This window comes from Chitinophaga ginsengisoli, assembly GCF_003014595.1.
Taxonomy (GTDB): Bacteria; Bacteroidota; Bacteroidia; order Chitinophagales; family Chitinophagaceae; genus Chitinophaga; species Chitinophaga ginsengisoli.
Genome location: NZ_PYGK01000015.1, coordinates 47,626 through 65,709, shown reverse-complemented (window position 1 = coordinate 65,709; position 18,084 = coordinate 47,626). Strand labels below are relative to the sequence as shown.

10 protein-coding genes are annotated in these 18,084 nt (G+C 45.5%); 9 read left to right on the top strand and 1 reads right to left on the bottom strand.

From position 1 onward, the window contains the following. Nucleotides 1–10 precede the first annotated feature (10 nt). Nucleotides 11–3,136 (bottom strand): SusC/RagA family TonB-linked outer membrane protein, encoded by a 3,126-nt coding sequence (locus tag CLV42_RS26755; RefSeq protein ID WP_106605011.1) that lies wholly within the window; start codon nucleotides 3,134–3,136, stop codon nucleotides 11–13. Nucleotides 3,137–4,185: 1,049 nt separating this feature from the next. Here CLV42_RS26755 and CLV42_RS26750 point away from each other — a divergent pair. From CLV42_RS26750 to CLV42_RS26710, 9 genes are all read left to right on the top strand, one after another. Continuing rightward, nucleotides 4,186–5,688 carry a glycosyltransferase family protein gene (locus CLV42_RS26750; protein WP_106605010.1) on the top strand — a complete coding sequence of 501 codons (1,503 nt, stop codon included), beginning with the start codon at nucleotides 4,186–4,188 and terminating at the stop codon, nucleotides 5,686–5,688. Between the two features lie 35 nt (nucleotides 5,689–5,723). After that, entirely contained in the window at nucleotides 5,724–6,977 is a 1,254-nt protein-coding gene (locus CLV42_RS26745; protein WP_106605009.1) for a hypothetical protein, read from the top strand. A gap of 102 nt (nucleotides 6,978–7,079) precedes the next feature. Further along, nucleotides 7,080–7,508: a hypothetical protein gene (locus CLV42_RS26740; protein WP_106605008.1), complete on the top strand. Its 429-nt coding sequence runs from the start codon at nucleotides 7,080–7,082 to the stop codon at nucleotides 7,506–7,508. 198 nt (nucleotides 7,509–7,706) lie between these two features. Next, nucleotides 7,707–8,849, top strand: coding sequence for a 6-bladed beta-propeller (locus CLV42_RS26735; RefSeq protein WP_170117668.1), 1,143 nt, complete (start codon nucleotides 7,707–7,709; stop codon nucleotides 8,847–8,849). Next, nucleotides 8,846–9,451: a hypothetical protein gene (locus tag CLV42_RS26730; protein ID WP_106605006.1), complete on the top strand. Its 606-nt coding sequence runs from the start codon at nucleotides 8,846–8,848 to the stop codon at nucleotides 9,449–9,451. The genes CLV42_RS26735 and CLV42_RS26730 overlap by 4 nt, the downstream gene beginning before the upstream one ends. A 10-nt stretch (nucleotides 9,452–9,461) precedes the next feature. Further along, nucleotides 9,462–10,625 (top strand): 6-bladed beta-propeller, encoded by a 1,164-nt coding sequence (locus CLV42_RS26725; RefSeq protein ID WP_170117667.1) that lies wholly within the window; start codon nucleotides 9,462–9,464, stop codon nucleotides 10,623–10,625. Nucleotides 10,626–10,631: 6 nt separating this feature from the next. After that, a complete protein-coding gene (locus tag CLV42_RS26720; protein WP_106605004.1) occupies nucleotides 10,632–11,804 on the top strand; it encodes an efflux RND transporter periplasmic adaptor subunit in 1,173 nt (390 codons plus the stop codon). 15 nt (nucleotides 11,805–11,819) lie between these two features. Next, nucleotides 11,820–15,023, top strand: a complete 3,204-nt coding sequence (locus CLV42_RS26715; protein ID WP_106605003.1) for an efflux RND transporter permease subunit — start codon at nucleotides 11,820–11,822, stop codon at nucleotides 15,021–15,023. Next, nucleotides 15,020–18,073, top strand: a complete 3,054-nt coding sequence (locus tag CLV42_RS26710; RefSeq protein ID WP_106605002.1) for an efflux RND transporter permease subunit — start codon at nucleotides 15,020–15,022, stop codon at nucleotides 18,071–18,073. The genes CLV42_RS26715 and CLV42_RS26710 overlap by 4 nt, the downstream gene beginning before the upstream one ends. Nucleotides 18,074–18,084 lie beyond the last annotated feature (11 nt).

Sequence of the window (18,084 nt, the reverse complement as noted above, 5' to 3'; positions counted from 1 at the left end):
CAGTTGAAGTTTAAAAACCTACATTCAGTCCAAATACATACGATTTTATCGGAGGGTAACCGTAGTCGCCGGTTTCCGGATCCATACCCTTGTACTTCGTGATGCAGAACAGGTTAGAACCGGTTACATAGAAGCGTAGGTTATTCAATTTCCAGTTGCTTAATGTTTTTCCTGGCAGGGTGTATGACAGCGTGAGTGCTGACAGGCGCAGGAAAGAGGCATTCTGGAGAGAGTAATCCAGCTCGGATGGAGCAAAGCGATTATAGCTTGTATTGGCGATCACACGAGGAATATCAGTGTTGGTATGCTCTGGTGTCCAGCGGTTCAGCAGGTCAACAGTAGCCATGCTTTCACCTGTGCTGTTGATCAGACCCTCATAGTAGCTACTGATCTTCTTCGCGCCGTAGGAGTAGGTGAACATAGCGTTCAGACCAAATGCCTTATAGTTCAGGTTAGTGGAGAAACCACCATAGAACTTAGGATCGCTCTTAGCTACTACAGTTTTGTCGTACTGGTCTACGATGCCATCAGGTTTACCGTTAGGACCGGAGATATCTTTCGCAAAGAGATCGCCCGGATTCACCGTCTTACCATTATAGTTGATGCCATCCCAATCTCTGCGGTTAGTTTCCTGTGCAATACCACCGGACACAAAGGTGTAGATAGTATGCAGGGATTTACCGAGGAAGACGTTATTTTCACGCTGTATAACGTTCTCATTGATATTATATATCTCGGTAGCGTTACCATAGAGTTTTGTTACCTTGTTCCTATCGAAGGAGATATTACCGGATACTGTCCAGTTGAAGTCTTTCTTCTGGATCACTTCGCCTGTTACGGAGAACTCCATACCCTTATTATTTACACGGCCGATATTGGCCCACTGTTTGGTATAACCGGTAGTGGTAGCCAGGGAGCGGTCCAGCAGGAGGTTATCATTGTTGATATCGAAGAAGTCAGCAGTAAAGAGCAATCTTGATTTAAAGAGGCCTACGTTCAGACCGATATTGCTCTGTTTCTGTTTTTCCCAGGTGATGTTCGGATTACCACGACGGCCATCATTGCCTATCAGGGCATTACCGTTATCAATTTTAGAGCCGTAAAGCGTCTGGTATGCATAATTACCGATATCCTGGTTACCTACAACACCATATCCAACACGCAGTTTCAACTGGTCGAACAAGGTCACGTCTTTCATGAAATCTTCCCTGGTGATGTCCCATGCAGCGGATACGGATGGGAATACGCCCCAGCGGTGTCCATCAGCGAAACGGGAAGAACCATCGTAACGCGCAGTGGCAGTTAAGTGATATTTGTCTTTGTAGCTATAGTTTACACGACCAATGAAAGACATCAGGGAGTAAGCATAGAAGTCAGAACCAAGCACTGATTTCTCGATAGCAGCAGCACCCCCCAGGTCATAATAACCCAGATCATCGCTGGCGAAGCGGTCCCCCTGTGCTTTGGTATAGTTAGAAGAACGTTTGCTGGAGCTGGTACCTACTAAGGCTGTCAGTTTGTGATCGTTAGCGATAGTGGTATTGTAGGTCAGGGTGTTATCCCACTGCCAGTAAGTGTCGCTCCATCTTTCGTGTTTCGCGCGTGCATCACCGTTGTAATGACGAACGGCTTCCTGGATGTTATGAGGCGTGAACTCGAACCAGTCCTGCGCACCGTAATCCAGTGAGTAGCTGGAACGGAAGTCCAGTCCTTTTATCGGATTGATATTGATATAGTTGGCAGTGGTTACACGATTACGTGCTCTGTCACGCTGCATCAACAATGAGTTGAAAGGGTTGAAATCATTGTTGTTCTGCTCTCCGTGCGAACGGTAGTAGATAGTGAGGTAATCGTAAGTAAAGCGGGTAGCCGGATCGCGGTAAGGCGCATAGTCCAGCAGCGGGTTGGCGTTCAGTGCCTTGCCGTATACGTCATCAGAAGGGATCTGATCGTTAAGGCGGGTGAAGCCCGTATTGGTACCTACTTTCAACCATTTCTTTACGTTGTATTCCGCATTGAAACGACCAGTGTATTTATTCTGTTTGGTATTCTCCACTACACCTTTGTTACCTGCGTAACCGAGGCTCAGGTAGAACACACCTCGGTCTGAACCACCTGAAAAGCTCACTGCATGGTTCTGCTGGAAACCTGTGCGGGTCACCTGATCCAGCCAGTTGAAGCTTTGTTTTTTATTGTAAGTATCGAACTCCTGGTTAGAGAAGGCGATATTGGTCTTCATCAGTGTATTGTCGATATAGTCCTGGCGATTAGCACCTGGATTATCTTTTAAGTAACCATTCGCATAAGCGTCGGTACGCAGTGCAAACAGTTGCTCAGCGTTCATGGTTTTAGGGATCCTTGTGAAGTCGGATGTACCGAACCAGGCGTCGTAAGTAACGAGACCATCTCCTCCCCTGCGCTGGCCTTTCTTGGTCGTGATCACCACTACACCGTTGGCCCCGCGGGAACCGTAGAGCGCTGTAGCAGAAGCGTCTTTGAGCACTTGTATGGAAGCGACATCGTTTACGTTCACGGCATTAAAACCGCCCTGGTTGTTTTCCATGATCACACCGTCCACTACATAGATAGGGGAAGAACCGGCGTTGATGGTGTTCATACCGCGGATCCTGATGGTAGCGTCATCGCTGGGACGTGTACCGGCACTAACGAATACACCGGCAGCGTTACCCTGTAATGCCTGATTGATGTTGGTAACAGGTCTTTCCAATAGTTTTTTGGAATCGACTGTTGCGACAGCACCAGTCAGGTCTGATTTCTTCATGCTGGCACCTACTACCACTACCTCATCTACCATAGCGGTAGCCTGTTGCAGTTTGACGTTCAGTGATGCTAAGCTGGTAAAGGGAACGGTTTGTGTTTCAAAACCTAAAAAGCTGAATTCCAGTGTGCCTTTGCTGCTTTCGGAAGGCAGGAAAAAGGTACCCTTGATGTCTGTAACGGTACCGGTTTTTGTGCCGGTCAATTTCACCGATACGCCGGGGAGCGGTTCTCCTTTAGTGTCGGTGACGTTACCGGAAATCCGGCCACTCTGGGCAAATACGGACACTGAGCCGGTCAGCATGGCTATGATGCATAGGAGCGACCATAGCCTCTTGGAAGCATTTTTTACATGCATAACGTGAAGCATAAAGTGTTTGTAAAGATTCTTTTAATGACAGGTATACTGCTAGTTGACAATCGCCAATAAACGTGAAATTCGCATTTCGAACTTGCCCCCAAATTGTGCCGGAATACGAACATGACAATCCTAATCTGTTGATTTCCAGTATAATCTTTTAGATTCTGATTGGTTTGGTCTATTCTGGTCTACAGAACAAATATAGGGTTAGTTTCGAATAATCAAAGCTAAATTTTTATGAGTGGTGGAAATGGGTGTCTTATTAGGCAACTTGCACCGTATTAACAAGGCACAAACAATGTTTCACCTATGTTCATCTTACGTTAATCCTACGTTCGAAGACGTAGGATTAACGTAAGATGAACATAGGTGAAACGTTGTTAAGACGGTATCTGAGCGAAGACTGTACGGGATTATCTCGGGGATTGTCTTTACTAGCGGCTGACTAAAGAGAACAGTATCATCAGGTTAAATTTCATAGTCTGGAATGGGTTAGTGATGAAAACAGGTTCCTTTCAAAGGTATATTGTTTCACCAATAATATTTTTTTTAAATCCAAAATTTCATATATTCACTATGAAATTTCAATATTACCCAATATCTAAATGTTCTCTGTTTGAAACGAAAGTAGAAAATGTTTCAATTGTTAGACTCCGTGAAAATGATCTCATATTAAGTTTGTTGCCGATGCCTTGAGCCTATATCCTAAGAATGGACCAGTAAAGACAGACTTGCAATTACCATTATTATTTATTCCACACCATTGGCCAGGTCAATTGAATACAAGTTGGCATCGTAACAGCTATCTCAGGTCGGGAGTCTCTTCACGTACGCAGATACCGCAATATTGCACCCATCGGAGATACCTGACAGTATTTCTCCAGGTTACGCATATGCCTGTCTGACCGTTTTCTGCGGGAATAAGGCGCTTGCAGTGTAGGCGTCTGCACTTCTAAGTTTGTTTATCACTTTTTCACCTGCGTAACATTGTATGCAGGCAGGGCGATTTTTGCGCGGCTTCTCATATACCTAAACCAGTAAAGGACATGCATCTCTCGTTAAGACCCACACCCGGAATCACACTTCTCTGGCCGCTGGCCATCATCGTCTATAGCCTGGCCGCTTATTTCAATATGGGTTACTATCACCCGGATGAGCACTACCAGATAATAGAATTTGCAGGTTTAAAACTGGGCTGGAACCGGCCGCAGGACCTTGCATGGGAATACGATCTGGCTATCAGGCCAACCATACAACCCTGGTTATGCTTTGTCTATTTCAAACTGATGTTACTGATAGGTATAAAGGACCCTTATCAACTTGCGTTTTCATTACGCCTTCTCACAGCTGCCTGCTCATTATTTGTGACCGGCTTCTTTGCGAAGAGGACCTATGCTTACTTTCAATTCGGGCATGTTTCAAAAACACTTTATTACTACGGTTGTTATTTCCTTTGGTTCATCCCAATGGTCAGTGTACGGTTCTCTTCTGAAACATGGTCAGGATTATTGTTTACCCTGGCTTTAGCGCTTACCCTTGATGATAAAGCTACAAGGGGAAGATACCTGGCTATCGGGGCCTTATTGGGAGCCTGCTTCTTATTCCGCTTCCAATGTGGCATTCTGGCGGCATCCCTTACCATGTGGATGCTTATTGCAAAAAGAGAAGCGCCCAGCCAAATCCTGCTGTTAATTGCTGCAATAGTTGTTCTGGTACTTGCCGGCGTGTTTTTAGATTATCTGTTCTACCATAAGCTGACGTTAACGTTTATCAACTATTTCCAGGCCAACATCATCGAAGATACGGCCTCAAAATACGGGGTTGCTTCATGGAGCACATTAGTCAGCTACATCCTGTTACATACGATAGCCCCCTTCGGCATATTGATCTTTGCCAGTCTGTTATGGCTGATGGTCACGCAGCCTAAAAACCCGATACCCTGGTGTGTAGCGCCGTTTATCCTGATCCATGCGATCATCCCTCATAAAGAGATCCGCTTTTTATTTCCGCTGGTCTGGATAGCGCCCTGCATGATCTTCCTGATGATCGAAGACTTATATTCTCTTTATATCAAGTCTTATGCAAAACAGTACCGGTTAGTTATCAACTGTACACTGGTATTTCTTGCACTGACGAACGTAGCTGCCATGGCATTCTCTATACTGAAGCCTGCAGGGACCGGGCAAAAGTATCTCACCACCTATATCGACGCCAGTGTTAAGAAAAAGCCCGTAGTGATGTATTTTTCTCCAGGTGCGAATCCTTACCAGCCCTGGTCATTTCTGCCGGAGCATTTTTACGCGAATAAAAATGTTGTCTGCAAATCCATTGAAGACATCAGCCAATTTGAGGTACCGGATACCCGCCATGATGGTCATTATCTACTGGCTATCCGGAAGTATGAGAAAGACAAGTTTGAGATACTCCTGCATCATAAAAAAATAGCACTGAAGCTGATTAAGCAATCCATGCCTCTCTTTGAGCTGCCGGTTCTAAGTCAATATGTGGGGTTCAACAGCGGGGCGGTTATTCTATTGTATTCCCTGTAAGCATCCTTTTCAATAACCATAAATAGCCAGTACATATGTTCTCCCTGACTGCATTAAATTCCATTCTTTACAACAGGAAACTCGCTGTGTTCATTATTCTATGCATTTGCCTGATTGTTTATATTCCAATATACAGCCTGGATTTCCAGGACTCCTGGGATGATCAATGGGTGGTGATTAATGAATATACGGAGAACGGCCTGTCACTTCCCAATCTCAAACATATCCTGTTTGACTTTTATCATGGCCAGTATTCGCCTGTAAATCAGCTCTTCTATTCGACGATGTATGCACTGAATGGGTATGATCCCCTCCTCTTTCATTTCTGCTGTTTACTGGTACATCTGTGTAATACTGTTCTAGTTTATCTGTTTATCGATAAGCTGCTAAAAGCCTGCGGACATGACGACTCCCTTTGTGCGAAAACAAGCTTCCTGACAACATTAATGTTTAGCATCCATCCCATTGTAGTGGAGCCCGTATCCTGGATTTCGGCCTCTAAAATATTGATCTATTCGCTGTTCTACCTGGTAGCGTTGATTGCCTATATCGACTATATGTCAACCAAGAAGCTGAAGTACTATCTGCTGGCAATGGTTTGTTTTGTCTTATCCTTTGGCGCGAAGGAACAGGCCGTGGTATTGCCCGTTGCATTCTTCCTGACTGACTACCTGGTAAAAGGAAAGCAATATGCCCTGTCTGGAAAGGTGTTGCTGGAAAAAGTACCGTTTCTTGCACTTGCCTTGTTCTTTGGCTTGCTGACTATCTATTCCCAGGCCTATTTTGGAGCAGGGCTACTGATAGACCAGAAGGGTTATCCTTTAGTTCAACGCCTGATATTCGCCTCTTATGCCTTGACCGAATACTTTACAAAGATCATCTTTCCCCTGAGAATACACCACCTCTATCCTTTCCCGAATGATCCCGGGCATCCTGTTCCCATCCGGTTCTATGTGTATCCTGTAGCGTTGATCATTATTGTTATTTACCTGATCAGGAACTTTACTGTTAATTATATCTACTTCGGCATCTGTTTCTTTGTGCTTCACCTGATAACGTGTATTCATCTCATCCCAATGGCGCGGGTTGCGATAGTGGCGGACAGGTATGCCTATGTATCAGCCATTGGTATCCTCTTTCCTATTTCCTACTACCTGGCAAAGTTCAAACAAAGGGCTATTGCTGTGAGGATCGTCGTACTCTATTGTTTATTTCTGTCTGTTTATTCCTATACCCGTACTTCTGATTGGCGGAACAGCACTGTTTTAAAGAACAGCATTAATTCCTAACACCGTAAAATCCCATTTATGCCAACAGGCTCAAGGTCTCCATAGGATGGAGATAAACACTCAGTATTCTCATAATAATAACCTTTAAATGTATTTACAACTATGAAAAAACACATCAATTTTAAAGTAATCGCAGCCATTGTTTTACTGGTAGTACTGACTTTGAATGTGCAATATGCCCTGACTGGCTACAACGCTGCAGATGTATATGCAAGGGATAACACTTCCTCTTCGAGTCAATCAAGTTCCTCCAGTGAGTCAGATATGTCGCAGAGCGGCCTTTTAGGCGAAGAGACCTACTCTTCCTGCCCTGAAAAATATGATCTGACCTACTCAAACGGACAAACCCTGAGTTTCAGCTATCAGCTGTCGGCCAGCATTACCGGCATATCTTATGTTGGTTCTGCCTCAGTGGGAGGAGGAACTTCATATAACTATGTTTCCACTGTTTCCGGTGTAAGGCAGGCCAAGGAGAGAAACTGTCCAGGCTACTTCGGTTGGTGCTCACACAGAGACTGCGGACAATTTTAATCTATAGGCAAAGTGAAAGGCTATTCCCTTTGGGGAATGCCTTTCACCTCATCATCCTCTTATTACCATTTCCACGCTAGCATGCTGTTAACAACATTAAGAGCAGGTTCAGTTTCATCAATATACCTAACGACACAATTTACTATGCAGAGAACAAATACTTTGGCTGCGCCCGGGTCCCTCTTCTACATCATGCTTATGCTGATCTTAGCGGGCTGCAACATTAAGGAACCCAGAAAAAAGAACAACATTGACTTTAAAAAGGCAAAGACCATTACCATAGAAGACAAGCAACTGGAAGACCATCTTTTCCTTGATGAAATAATAGACCAGCAATCGCTGGAAATCTACACCTTCAAAGAAGAAAAAGATAATATGCTTGGCATGATCGGCAAGTGTGTTTCAACTCCGGAGGGCATCCTGATATTCGACGCTTCCACCAAGGCCATCTGCCTGTTTGATTTTAACGGTAACCTCATCCGGAAGATCGGTAGCTATGGTAAAGGTCCTCATGAATACCTCAAACCACTGGATGTTGTTTACAATCCGTATAACAATACAGTGGAGGTGCTGGATATGGCTGTTAAGACCCGTAAGTTTGATATTCATTCAGGTGAGCTCAAATTTGAAGGATTCAGTTTCCAACGGAAATATCATATTGCCTACTCTCTTCCCCTTGATAGTACCCTTTATGCTGGTTACAATGGCTTCTCTCCTGTAGAGGAAGTTTATCAGAATAACTTTAGATTTGGCGTTTTCAAAGGAAAAAATATCGCCTACAGGAATTTATACTTCGATAAGGAAACAGCTGTTCCTGTTACTTCGATCAACCCATTTTACTTATTTAACAACAAGGTACATTTCTTTGAATCCATATTCCCGGTGATTTACAGTATAGATGCCGACTCGTTAGTTCCTGAATACCACGTAGTGTTCAAAACGGCTAATCCGTCCTTCACAGACCCTGATGATCCTGCATTATTAAAAGAGGTCTTTGACAAGAAACTACCCATGCTCAACAGGGTGAATGAGACCAACAATTTTATCTTCATCACCTACCTGGTGGATGAGATGAAGCGTTTCTCCATTTACAATAAAGCTGATTCAAAATCATTAGGCACTGCCATTTTCAATTATAAGATCAAAGAGCTTGACCTGGAACTGTATTCATTATTCCAGGATGGGGCATTCCTGGGTTCTATTGTCTACCCAGATGATCTGATGCGTGTGAAAGAACACCTGAGTAAACTACAAACCTTATCTCCCTTGCAGGAACGGTTTAGTAAGCTGAACGTTACTACACTTAGCAATCCCATTTTTATAAGATTCAAGACGATATGAAAAGAATAAGCAAACGCACAGTTATTGGAAGCTTCATTGTCATCCTGTTGATGGCCGGTAGCGTTACTTTTCTGATATCGCGGAGCCATCCCGAAAAACCCCTGGAGGCTGTTATGAAGGAGGACCTGATCAATACGGAGAAGACATTTGATGAAAAAATGAAACTAGACGAGGGTAAGCGTCTGTCGTTGGATAGCCTACCGTCTGTGAATATAAATGATCAGGAACATTTTTCATTTCCTGCAGATCATTACCTGGTTGTAAGGTTTTCGGAAGTAAATTGCGAAACCTGTGTGGAAAGCATTTTTTCTGTATTGGAGGCGAGCAAAGCAATTGATTCATCCCACGTTATTGTGCTGGTAGATTTCAGGTCAGAAGCTTATCTGCGCACGTTCGTACGATTGAATACTATCAGGTTTCCCATTTTTAAGCATCCGGCAATCAATTCCTTTCTTCATGCTGATGCGTTAGGATATCCCTATTTATTTGTGGCAGACAGAGATGGATTGTTACATCACTTTTTCTGTCCTGCAAAAGAAGACCCACAAAGAACTATCGCTTATCTGAACAGCATAAAACTACTTTTTAATGATCAAAAATAAAACGGCTATAATGTTCATTAAAAATGGCATAAAGGGCAATTTATATGTATTGCTGGCGGCCTTTCTTACCGCAATTGTGACTAGCTCCGGTTGCAACAGCATCCGTCAAAAAGACAATACGGATGGTTCGTTGTTGCTGATCAGAGATGCTCATATTGACCGCCTGTTGAATATAGATTCCCTGATCGAACCCGGATCTTTAAAATTCACATTGCTGGAAAACAGTAAAGACAGTTCATTTACCAGCGAGCTGGAATGCAGGTTTGTCACCAGTGACGCTGTACTATTGTTCAACAAGCGCCTGAATACACTGGTAATATTCAGCTATGACGGAAGGTTAAAAAAGGAGTTAGACCTGAATCAACTGATAGGTTTTGATTTTAAGATAGCAGATATAAGAAACAATCCGTACAGCAACCGTATAGAGGTACTGGACATGAAGAACAATCTTTACTCATTCTCCCCAGATGGAGAGTTTCTTGGTGTCGGGGAGCAGTTTAAGTCCTATCCACATGCTTTGTTCTTTCCACTGAGCGACGCTGCCTATGTGCTTTATAACAACTTTAATGCAAACACCGGCAATACGGCACCTAACAGGTTCTATGTGTTTAAGCAGTTGAAGAAAGTCAGTTCCTGGTGGCCTATCGATACTTCATTGGTTGTTGTACTTCCTGTAAATAACCGGCAGTTTTATCAGGCGTCCGGGGCCTTGTGTTTCTTTGATCCCCTGTTCCCGGTTATCTATACTGTTTCTGATACAGGGTTAACGCCCAAATACAGGCTGCAATATCAACAATTCAATCTGACTACGAAGAATGCGTTGGACGTCGGCGCTATGATAAAAGAAGCGAAGTTCCATCCTGTGCCTGCGATGAATTACTTTATTGAATCCGACAAGTACTGTATCATGGAATATATACTTGGTCAGCATCGCTATTCATCTGTTTGTGATAAAGCATCGGGGAAGTCTTTAGCTGTTTCTTATTTCGGACTGGGCCTGAGTAAACAAGGGGTGACTTTATATAACCCTCTTTTTGCAAAGGATGCAAAGAACTTTCTGACGGTAATAGACGGTGAGGCGATCATCAGTAACCAGGAGAAGCACAGCGATTTCAAGGCCATTTCCGAATTGAAAAACTATGACAAGATATTGGTGTCTTTCAGGCTTAAATAAATAACCATGTTATTCCTTTCTATTGCCCGCTATCTGAAATCAGGCAACATTATTACTGGCAACCCCGGCCGGAAGACTGCGGATAAAGTGTCTATTAACGCACTGCCAGTCTGTCTGATCATCCTGCATCTGCTTAGCGCTTCCTGTAATCAAACGAGTGGTAACAACACAGGAGAAGCGGGACTTGATTCCATTCTGATGACGACTTCTCCTACCGGAGAAAACATCCGGTATATGGTATTGCAGGAAACAAAGTTCAGTAAAGAGTTACTGGCCAATGGAAAGCTGAGCTCTACGCGCAAGGCGGACCTGAAATTCAAGACCTCCGGGATCATAAAGGAAGTACTGGTACATGAGGGAGAGCACGTGCAGACGGGTCAGCTGATAGCCCGGCTCGATGAGGAAACAGCTATGGCATCCTTCAATGCTGCCCGCTTGAGTTATGAACAGGCAGTATTGGATTATGAGGATCAGTTGCTGCGGTCTGGCTTCAAGATAAACGATACTGCCCGCTTGCCGGCAGACATTAAAGCAGTGGCAAGGCTTAGGAGTGGGCTTGGCAGGGCTGTATTAAGTCTTCGCCAGATGGAGAATGAGCTAAAAGAAACAAGGCTATTGGCGCCATTCCCCGGTATTATTGCCAACCTCAAAGCAATGCCTTTTAACAACAGTAACAGCTACGAATATATCTGCTCATTGATTGATGACAGCCATATGGAAGTAAGTTTTAAGGTACTGGAACAGGAGTTATCATTTATCCGGAGATCGGGGCTGGTAACCATCAGGCCTTTCAGTCAGCGGGGCGAGAGTGGCGTTATGGCCCGGGTGCAAAGTATCAATCCACTGGTGGATGGCGCCGGCATGATAGAAGTGAAAGCCTTATTATCAGATGGTGGTCATAGGGAATTGCTGGATGGTATGAATGTACGGGTACATGTTCAGCAGCAACTAGTGGGGCAATTGGTGGTTCCTAAGGAAGCAGTACTGGACCGTCAGAACCGAAAGGTGGTCTTCACCCTTGTGGATACGCTTGCACAATGGAACTATGTTGAGATCAGCGGGGAGAATAGCAGCCAGTACGCTATCAGCAAGGGGTTGAAATCCGGCGATAAAGTTATTTATGAAGGCAACTTTAACCTGGCACATGAAAAGATAATACATGGCGCCAAAGAGCAATAAAGACACAGCATACCTATGCGGGAAAAGCGTTTTACCACTTCTTTCTCTTCCTTCAGTACCATACTGGTGTTTGTGCTTTGTATGCTGATCGGAGCAGCTACTATTCCTTTGCAACGTATCCAGTTGTCGCCCAGCCATAATTATGGCTCGGTGAGTGTGGAATGCTACCTGCCCGGCGCCTCTGCTGAAGTGATGGACCTTGAAGTAAGTACTCCTATTGAGAGCACGCTCGCTGGTCTGAAAGGGCTTAGCAGCCTGAGGTCTACTTCAGGCAACGGCATGTGCTATATTCAGATAGACCTGGATAAATGGACTGATCCGGAGATCTTCCGTTTTGAGGCGTCTGTACTGATGCGCAGGTTGTATGAGCGCCTGCCTAAGGGTGCCTCCTACCCTATTGTTACACTCAATAAACCGGATAATAACCGGCAACGCAGTAGCATACTCAATTTTGCAATCCGTGGTCCTGGTAGTGTAAATGTGGTGGCTGATATGGTGGAAGAGCATATACGTCCACTGCTAGCCGATCTGCCCGGAGTAGACCGGGTGGAAGTATATGGACGTCAACCGGAGCAATATGCTATTCAGACCAATTCGGCAGTATTGGGAAGATATGGACTGAGCTTCAGCACCGTGCAGTATGCGCTCAACGTAGGTCTAAGCACGGCTTTCCTGGGCGTATTCCGGAATGGTGAAGATGAAAGGACGGTATTTGTCGACCGTAGTCTGGCGGAACCTGCGCAGTTGTCACAGTTTCCTGTTGCGCAGAAAGAGGGCAGCATCGTACACCTGGGGGATATTGCGCATATTGAACGCAGGCTTGCACCGCAACATTCCTATTACCGCATTAATGGTAAGGAGCAGGTGAGTATTGCTGTCTTTCCGGCGGAGCATATTAATACGCTTGACCTGTCTGCAAGGGTGCGCCAATGTATGGACAGGATCAGCAAGACATTACCCCGGGGATTTGAGGTGTCGCTAAGCACAGACAATACCGAATACATCCGCGAAGAACTGAACAAGGTGTATATCCGTACTGCTTTGTCGCTGGTTATCCTGCTGACTTTTGTACTACTGATTACGCGGCAGTTAAGGTACTTATTAATTGTAGTGAGCTCTCTGCTTGCTAATATACTGTTGTCTTTTATTCTGTATTATTTTCTGAAGATAGAGATCCATCTGTATTCTCTTGCGGGTATCACTTTATCATTAGGGCTTGTTGTGGACAATGCCATCGTTATTGTGGAGGACCTGCGACATACGGGGCGCAACCGCATTTTTGCGGCAATACTAGCCTCTACTATGACCGCTATAGGGGCTTTATCAGTCATCTTCTTTCTTGGGGAGCAACAGCGTATCCTGTTGCTGGATTTTGCACTGTGTATTATTGTTAATCTGCTGGTGTCATTGCCTATTGCCTATTTTTTTATTCCTGCCATGCTGGATAAGTTTCCTGTAACGGTAAAGGCATCCTCAAAACAACAGGGCAGGAAGTCGCTGTTAAGCCGCCTTCCGGGTTTCTATAACCGGCAGCTGCAGTTTATGTTACGCTTCCGTTTTTCGTTTGTTTTCCTCTTTATACTGGCGTTCGGAATACCCGTATATCTTCTGCCGAAAGAGATTAAAAAAGAAAGCTTCTGGGCCGGTGTTTACAATCGTACTATAGGAAGCGACTTTTACAGACAGCAACTGCGTGATCCATTGAACCGCTACCTGGGTGGCAGTTTGTATCTTTTCACCACTACATCAGGGAAAAGGGACCAGGAGGAAGGAGAACAAGCGCATCCACATCTGAACCTGACTATCAGTATGCCGAAAGGAGCTACGTTGCAGCAGATGGACCTGGTGGTGCGGCATTTTGAAGCATTGCTGGGGCAGTATAGCGCAAAGCTCAAACAGGTGGAGGCACAGGTAAACAGCGCTACCAATGCGAGTATCCAGATATCATTTCTGCCTAAGTATGAAAAGGGCTTTCCCTACCAGCTCAAAGACATCCTGGAAAACAAGGCGATTGAAGAAGGCGCGGCTGACTTTCAGATATATGGCGTAGGCAGAGGCTTTAGTAATGCTGTGGACTTTGATCAGTTTGATGCGGATATCAGCATTGCGGGATACAATTACCAGCAGTTGAAAGTGCTTGCCAACAAAATACAGGACACGCTGCTTCAGAATCCCCGTATGAGCAATGTGGTGATCAGTACACGGGACCGTTATGCTTTTGAACCGGTACCGGAGTATTATGTGCAGTTGAATGATCCACAGCATCTCAGCTTATATAAAATTGCCCGCGCTGATATTGGCAGGAGCCTGCAAGGGCTTGCGGAAGCTTCTGAGCATGTTGGACAAATATCCGCAGCCTCTAATAAGACTATTGATGTAGCATTTGAAAACAATCCTGATGCGCCCCCTCCTATCTGGAGCATTCTGCATGCGCCTTCGCAGGTGAATGATTCTGTGATGCTGCGTATGGATGATATGGGCACAGTAAAAAGCGTGAAAACATCCGAAGATATCGTCAGGGTCAACCAGGCGTATATACTACACATTCATTACCGGTTTACCGGGAGTTATGAGCTCAATAAACTGATCCGGGAAAGGCTGATGGATCATTATGAAAAGATACTTCCCTTTGGATACAGCTTTCCGGGACGGGCTAAGGGAGGCCTGTGGTTCAGTAATGATACTGATCATCATCTCTGGTTGATTCCCCTGGTACTATTGATTATCTATATTATTTGTGCTGTGCTGCTGGAATCCCTTTTACAACCACTGGCCGTGATCCTGATCATTCCATTTTCCTTTACCGGCGTATTTCTTGTTTTCTATCTGCTGGACCTGGGGATGGACCAGGGGGCTTATGCTTCTCTGCTCATGGTGAGCGCGTTGGTAACAAACACTGCACTGTACATCATTAATGACCTCAATTTTATCAGGAACGGGAAGCAGTACAAAGGGAATAAGGCTGTACACCTGTACGTCAGGGCCTTACAAGCCAAGGCAATGCCTATCCTGGTCACAACGGCATCAGCAGTTCTCAGCTTACTGCCATTTATGCTGAATGGCGAGGAGCAGGGGTTCTGGTTTACGCTATCGGCTGGTACGATTGGCGGGTTGTTATTCTCCGTGCTCGGGGCCTTTCTATTCCTGCCCTTGTGCCTGATCCCGAAAGACAAACAACACACGAAAAGATATTATAAAGAAAGGAGGATGCAGTTATGATAGCGTTTCTAACGAAAAGGCCCATTGCAGTACTGATCAGTTTTTTTGCGCTGATGTTGCTGGGTATTGTTGCCGGTAATATGGTACCGACTTCCCTGTTGCCCGATACAGATATTCCGCAGATCAATATACGTATACAAGTTCCTAATCAATCTGCCAGAGAGATTGAACAAAATATTACATCCACTATGCGGGATGCGATGCGGCAACTGCATTCACTGGATGCAATTGAGAGTGCTTCCGGTGAAGGCAGTGGCGACATACAGCTTGTTTTCACTCATGGAACGGATATGTCTATGGCTTTCATTGCGGTGAATGAAAAGGTGGATATGCTGATGAACCGCTTACCTCCGGGCACTGCACGTCCGCTGGTGACCCGCGTCAGCGTTTCCGATATACCAGTGTTTCATTTACAATTGTACGACAGGGCGGGAAATGAAAGTCCGCAGCGGCTGGCAGAGATCAGCAGTTTTACAAGGGAAATCGTGCGGAGAAGACTGGAGCAGTCGGCCGAGATATCGATGGTAGATATTACCGGTTATACAGCGCCACAGGTACAGCTACAGCCGCGTGAGGATTACCTGCGGACGTTGGGACTGAATGCAGGCAATCTGCTGCATGTATTCCAGGAGAACAAGATCAGTCTGGGCAATGTGATGGTGCGGGATGGTCATTATCGTTACTACCTGAAATTTGTTGCCGACCTGCATGACCTGGATGACATCCGGCAGATACCCTTGCAGGTCAACGGACGTATTTTCCGCCTGGATGAGCTGTCTGCCGTCAGCCTGAACAATGCGCCTGCTACCGGGGCTTTTTATACAAACGGGCATCGGGCGATAGATATGGCCATTATCAAACAATCGGCAGCCAGGATGGAAGACTTACAGCAATCTTTCCAGCGACTGGTAGCACAGTTCAGGCAGGATTATCCGGACATGCAATTCAGGGTGAGCCAGGACCAGACAGCGCTGCTCAACTACGCTGTTGGCAATCTTTACCAGGACCTGGTTTTGGGTGGTATGCTGGCGTTTATCTGCATGATGATCTTCATCCGTAAACCGGGCGCCGCTATTCTTGTAGGGATTACTATTCCTGTGTCATTGGTGCTTAGTCAGCTGGGCTTCTATCTCTTTGGCATTTCATTCAATGTGATCTCCCTGGGAGGATTGATACTCGGGTTGGGGATGATCATTGATAACTCTATCGTGGTGATTGACACTATTACCTTACACCGCCTGCAGGGCAAATCGCTGGAGGAGGCCAGTGTAGCAGGCCCTAATGAGATCATTATACCGCTTATTTCCTCTGTGTTGACTAACTGCGCTGTTTTTGTGCCGCTGTTATTCCTGAGCGGACTGGCGGGCGCTATCTTCTTTGATCAGGCCTTATCAATCACTATTGGCATTGTTGCTTCTATGCTGGTATCTGTGTTACTGCTGCCACCGTTATTCCTGCTGATACACAGGCTTAGACCATTCCGTGAAGATGGTAAGCACCAGATCCCGGCACTGGTCAATGTAACGGGATGGTATGAAAAAGGGATACACTGGGTATTTAAGCATATCACCATCACCGTGATGCTGGTGCTTGGGGTTATGCTGACCGGCATATTTTGTTTTCTGCACATTAAGAAGGAGCGGCTTCCGCCTATCAGCCGGCAGGAACTGGATGTACAGATCGACTGGAACGGCTATGCTGATCCCTTAACTGCCAATGCACGTGTAGACAGCCTGCTTCAGCCATTCCGGGCTTATATTGAGCGTTATAGTGTCTGGACGGGCGCACAACAATACCTGCTGTCAGCCATGCGCGACATGTCTTCCAATCAGGCGAGGATATATATACGCCTCAAAAAGAGCGAATACCTGCCTTTGTTAGTTGCCCAACTACCCCGCGAAGCAGCCAGGCATTATCCAGCTGCATTGGTGGAGCAACATCCGGCCGAGAATGCGTTTGATGCGGTATTTGCAGACAGGCAGGCGCCTTTGGTGTTGCAGCTAAGTGAAAAGGATTCCCGTACGATGCCAGCTATCAGACAGAGTGAGGTATTCCGTCAGCGGTTGGGTTATTTACTACCGGGTGTCCCTATTGCACCTATCGCTCATCAGCAAAAACTTGTTTTAAGGACGAATACGGAGCTGGCGAGCTTATATGGGGTAAGTTTACCAGAACTTAACAATACGCTCAGTAATGCCCTTAAACCGCTATTTGTTGACAATTTTCAGGGAACGAAGGAACTGGTCCCTATCGTGATCACGTCGAGGGAGTATCCGAGCCTGCAGGACTTACTTATACAAACTACCGTCAAAGGGAAAAAGGATCAGCAGTATCCACTGGCCAATTTTGTATCTACCTCACCTGATGACGACTACCGGTTGATCACAGCGGGGAAACAGGGAGAATATTATCCGATCCGGCTGGAAGTATCCGATGCGGGCAGTGTGCTGGATAAACTGGGAGATAAGCTGGTGAGGAATAACAAGGAGTTTTCCATTACGCTTGCGGGCAGTTATTTCGACAACCAGGCATTGATCCGGCAGATGTCTTTTATCCTGCTGATATCTGTCGTGTTGTTGTACTTTATACTGTCTGTGCAGTTTGAGTCTTTATTACAGCCTTTGTTTATCCTGGCGGAGCTGCCCATCGCGATACTGGGTGCATTCATCTTCCTGGATGTAGCAGGCAGTTCTCTCAACCTGATGTCGATGATCGGTATTGTGATCATGAGCGGGCTGGTGATCAATGACAGTATTCTTAAGATAGATGCCATTAACAGCTACAGGCGACAGGGCGTTCCACTTATAGAAGCTATCCACCTGGGAGGGCTGCGCCGTCTTAAACCGATGGTCATGATCAGCCTTTCTACCGTGGGTGCACTTCTGCCTACACTTTTTATGCGGGACCTGGGATCGGAACTACAGAAGCCCTTGTCATTAACCCTGCTTGGAGGTATGACCTTAGGTCTGCTGGTCAGCTTATTCTTTGTACCCCTCCTCTACTGGCTGATCTACCGTGGCCGGGAAAAGCATTCTCCTAAAGCATTATGAAGACTATGATA

Excerpts from the sequence above, each read along its gene's own strand:
- CLV42_RS26755 (WP_106605011.1), bottom strand. The coding sequence starts at position 3,136 with ATGCATGTAAAAAATGCTTCCAAGAGGCTATGGTCGCTCCTATGCATC.
- CLV42_RS26750 (WP_106605010.1), top strand. The coding sequence starts at position 4,186 with ATGCATCTCTCGTTAAGACCCACACCCGGAATCACACTTCTCTGGCCG.
- CLV42_RS26745 (WP_106605009.1), top strand. The coding sequence starts at position 5,724 with ATGTTCTCCCTGACTGCATTAAATTCCATTCTTTACAACAGGAAACTC.
- CLV42_RS26740 (WP_106605008.1), top strand. The coding sequence starts at position 7,080 with ATGAAAAAACACATCAATTTTAAAGTAATCGCAGCCATTGTTTTACTG.
- CLV42_RS26735 (WP_170117668.1), top strand. The coding sequence starts at position 7,707 with ATGCTGATCTTAGCGGGCTGCAACATTAAGGAACCCAGAAAAAAGAAC.
- CLV42_RS26730 (WP_106605006.1), top strand. The coding sequence starts at position 8,846 with ATGAAAAGAATAAGCAAACGCACAGTTATTGGAAGCTTCATTGTCATC.
- CLV42_RS26725 (WP_170117667.1), top strand. The coding sequence starts at position 9,462 with ATGTTCATTAAAAATGGCATAAAGGGCAATTTATATGTATTGCTGGCG.
- CLV42_RS26720 (WP_106605004.1), top strand. The coding sequence starts at position 10,632 with ATGTTATTCCTTTCTATTGCCCGCTATCTGAAATCAGGCAACATTATT.
- CLV42_RS26715 (WP_106605003.1), top strand. The coding sequence starts at position 11,820 with ATGCGGGAAAAGCGTTTTACCACTTCTTTCTCTTCCTTCAGTACCATA.
- CLV42_RS26710 (WP_106605002.1), top strand. The coding sequence starts at position 15,020 with ATGATAGCGTTTCTAACGAAAAGGCCCATTGCAGTACTGATCAGTTTT.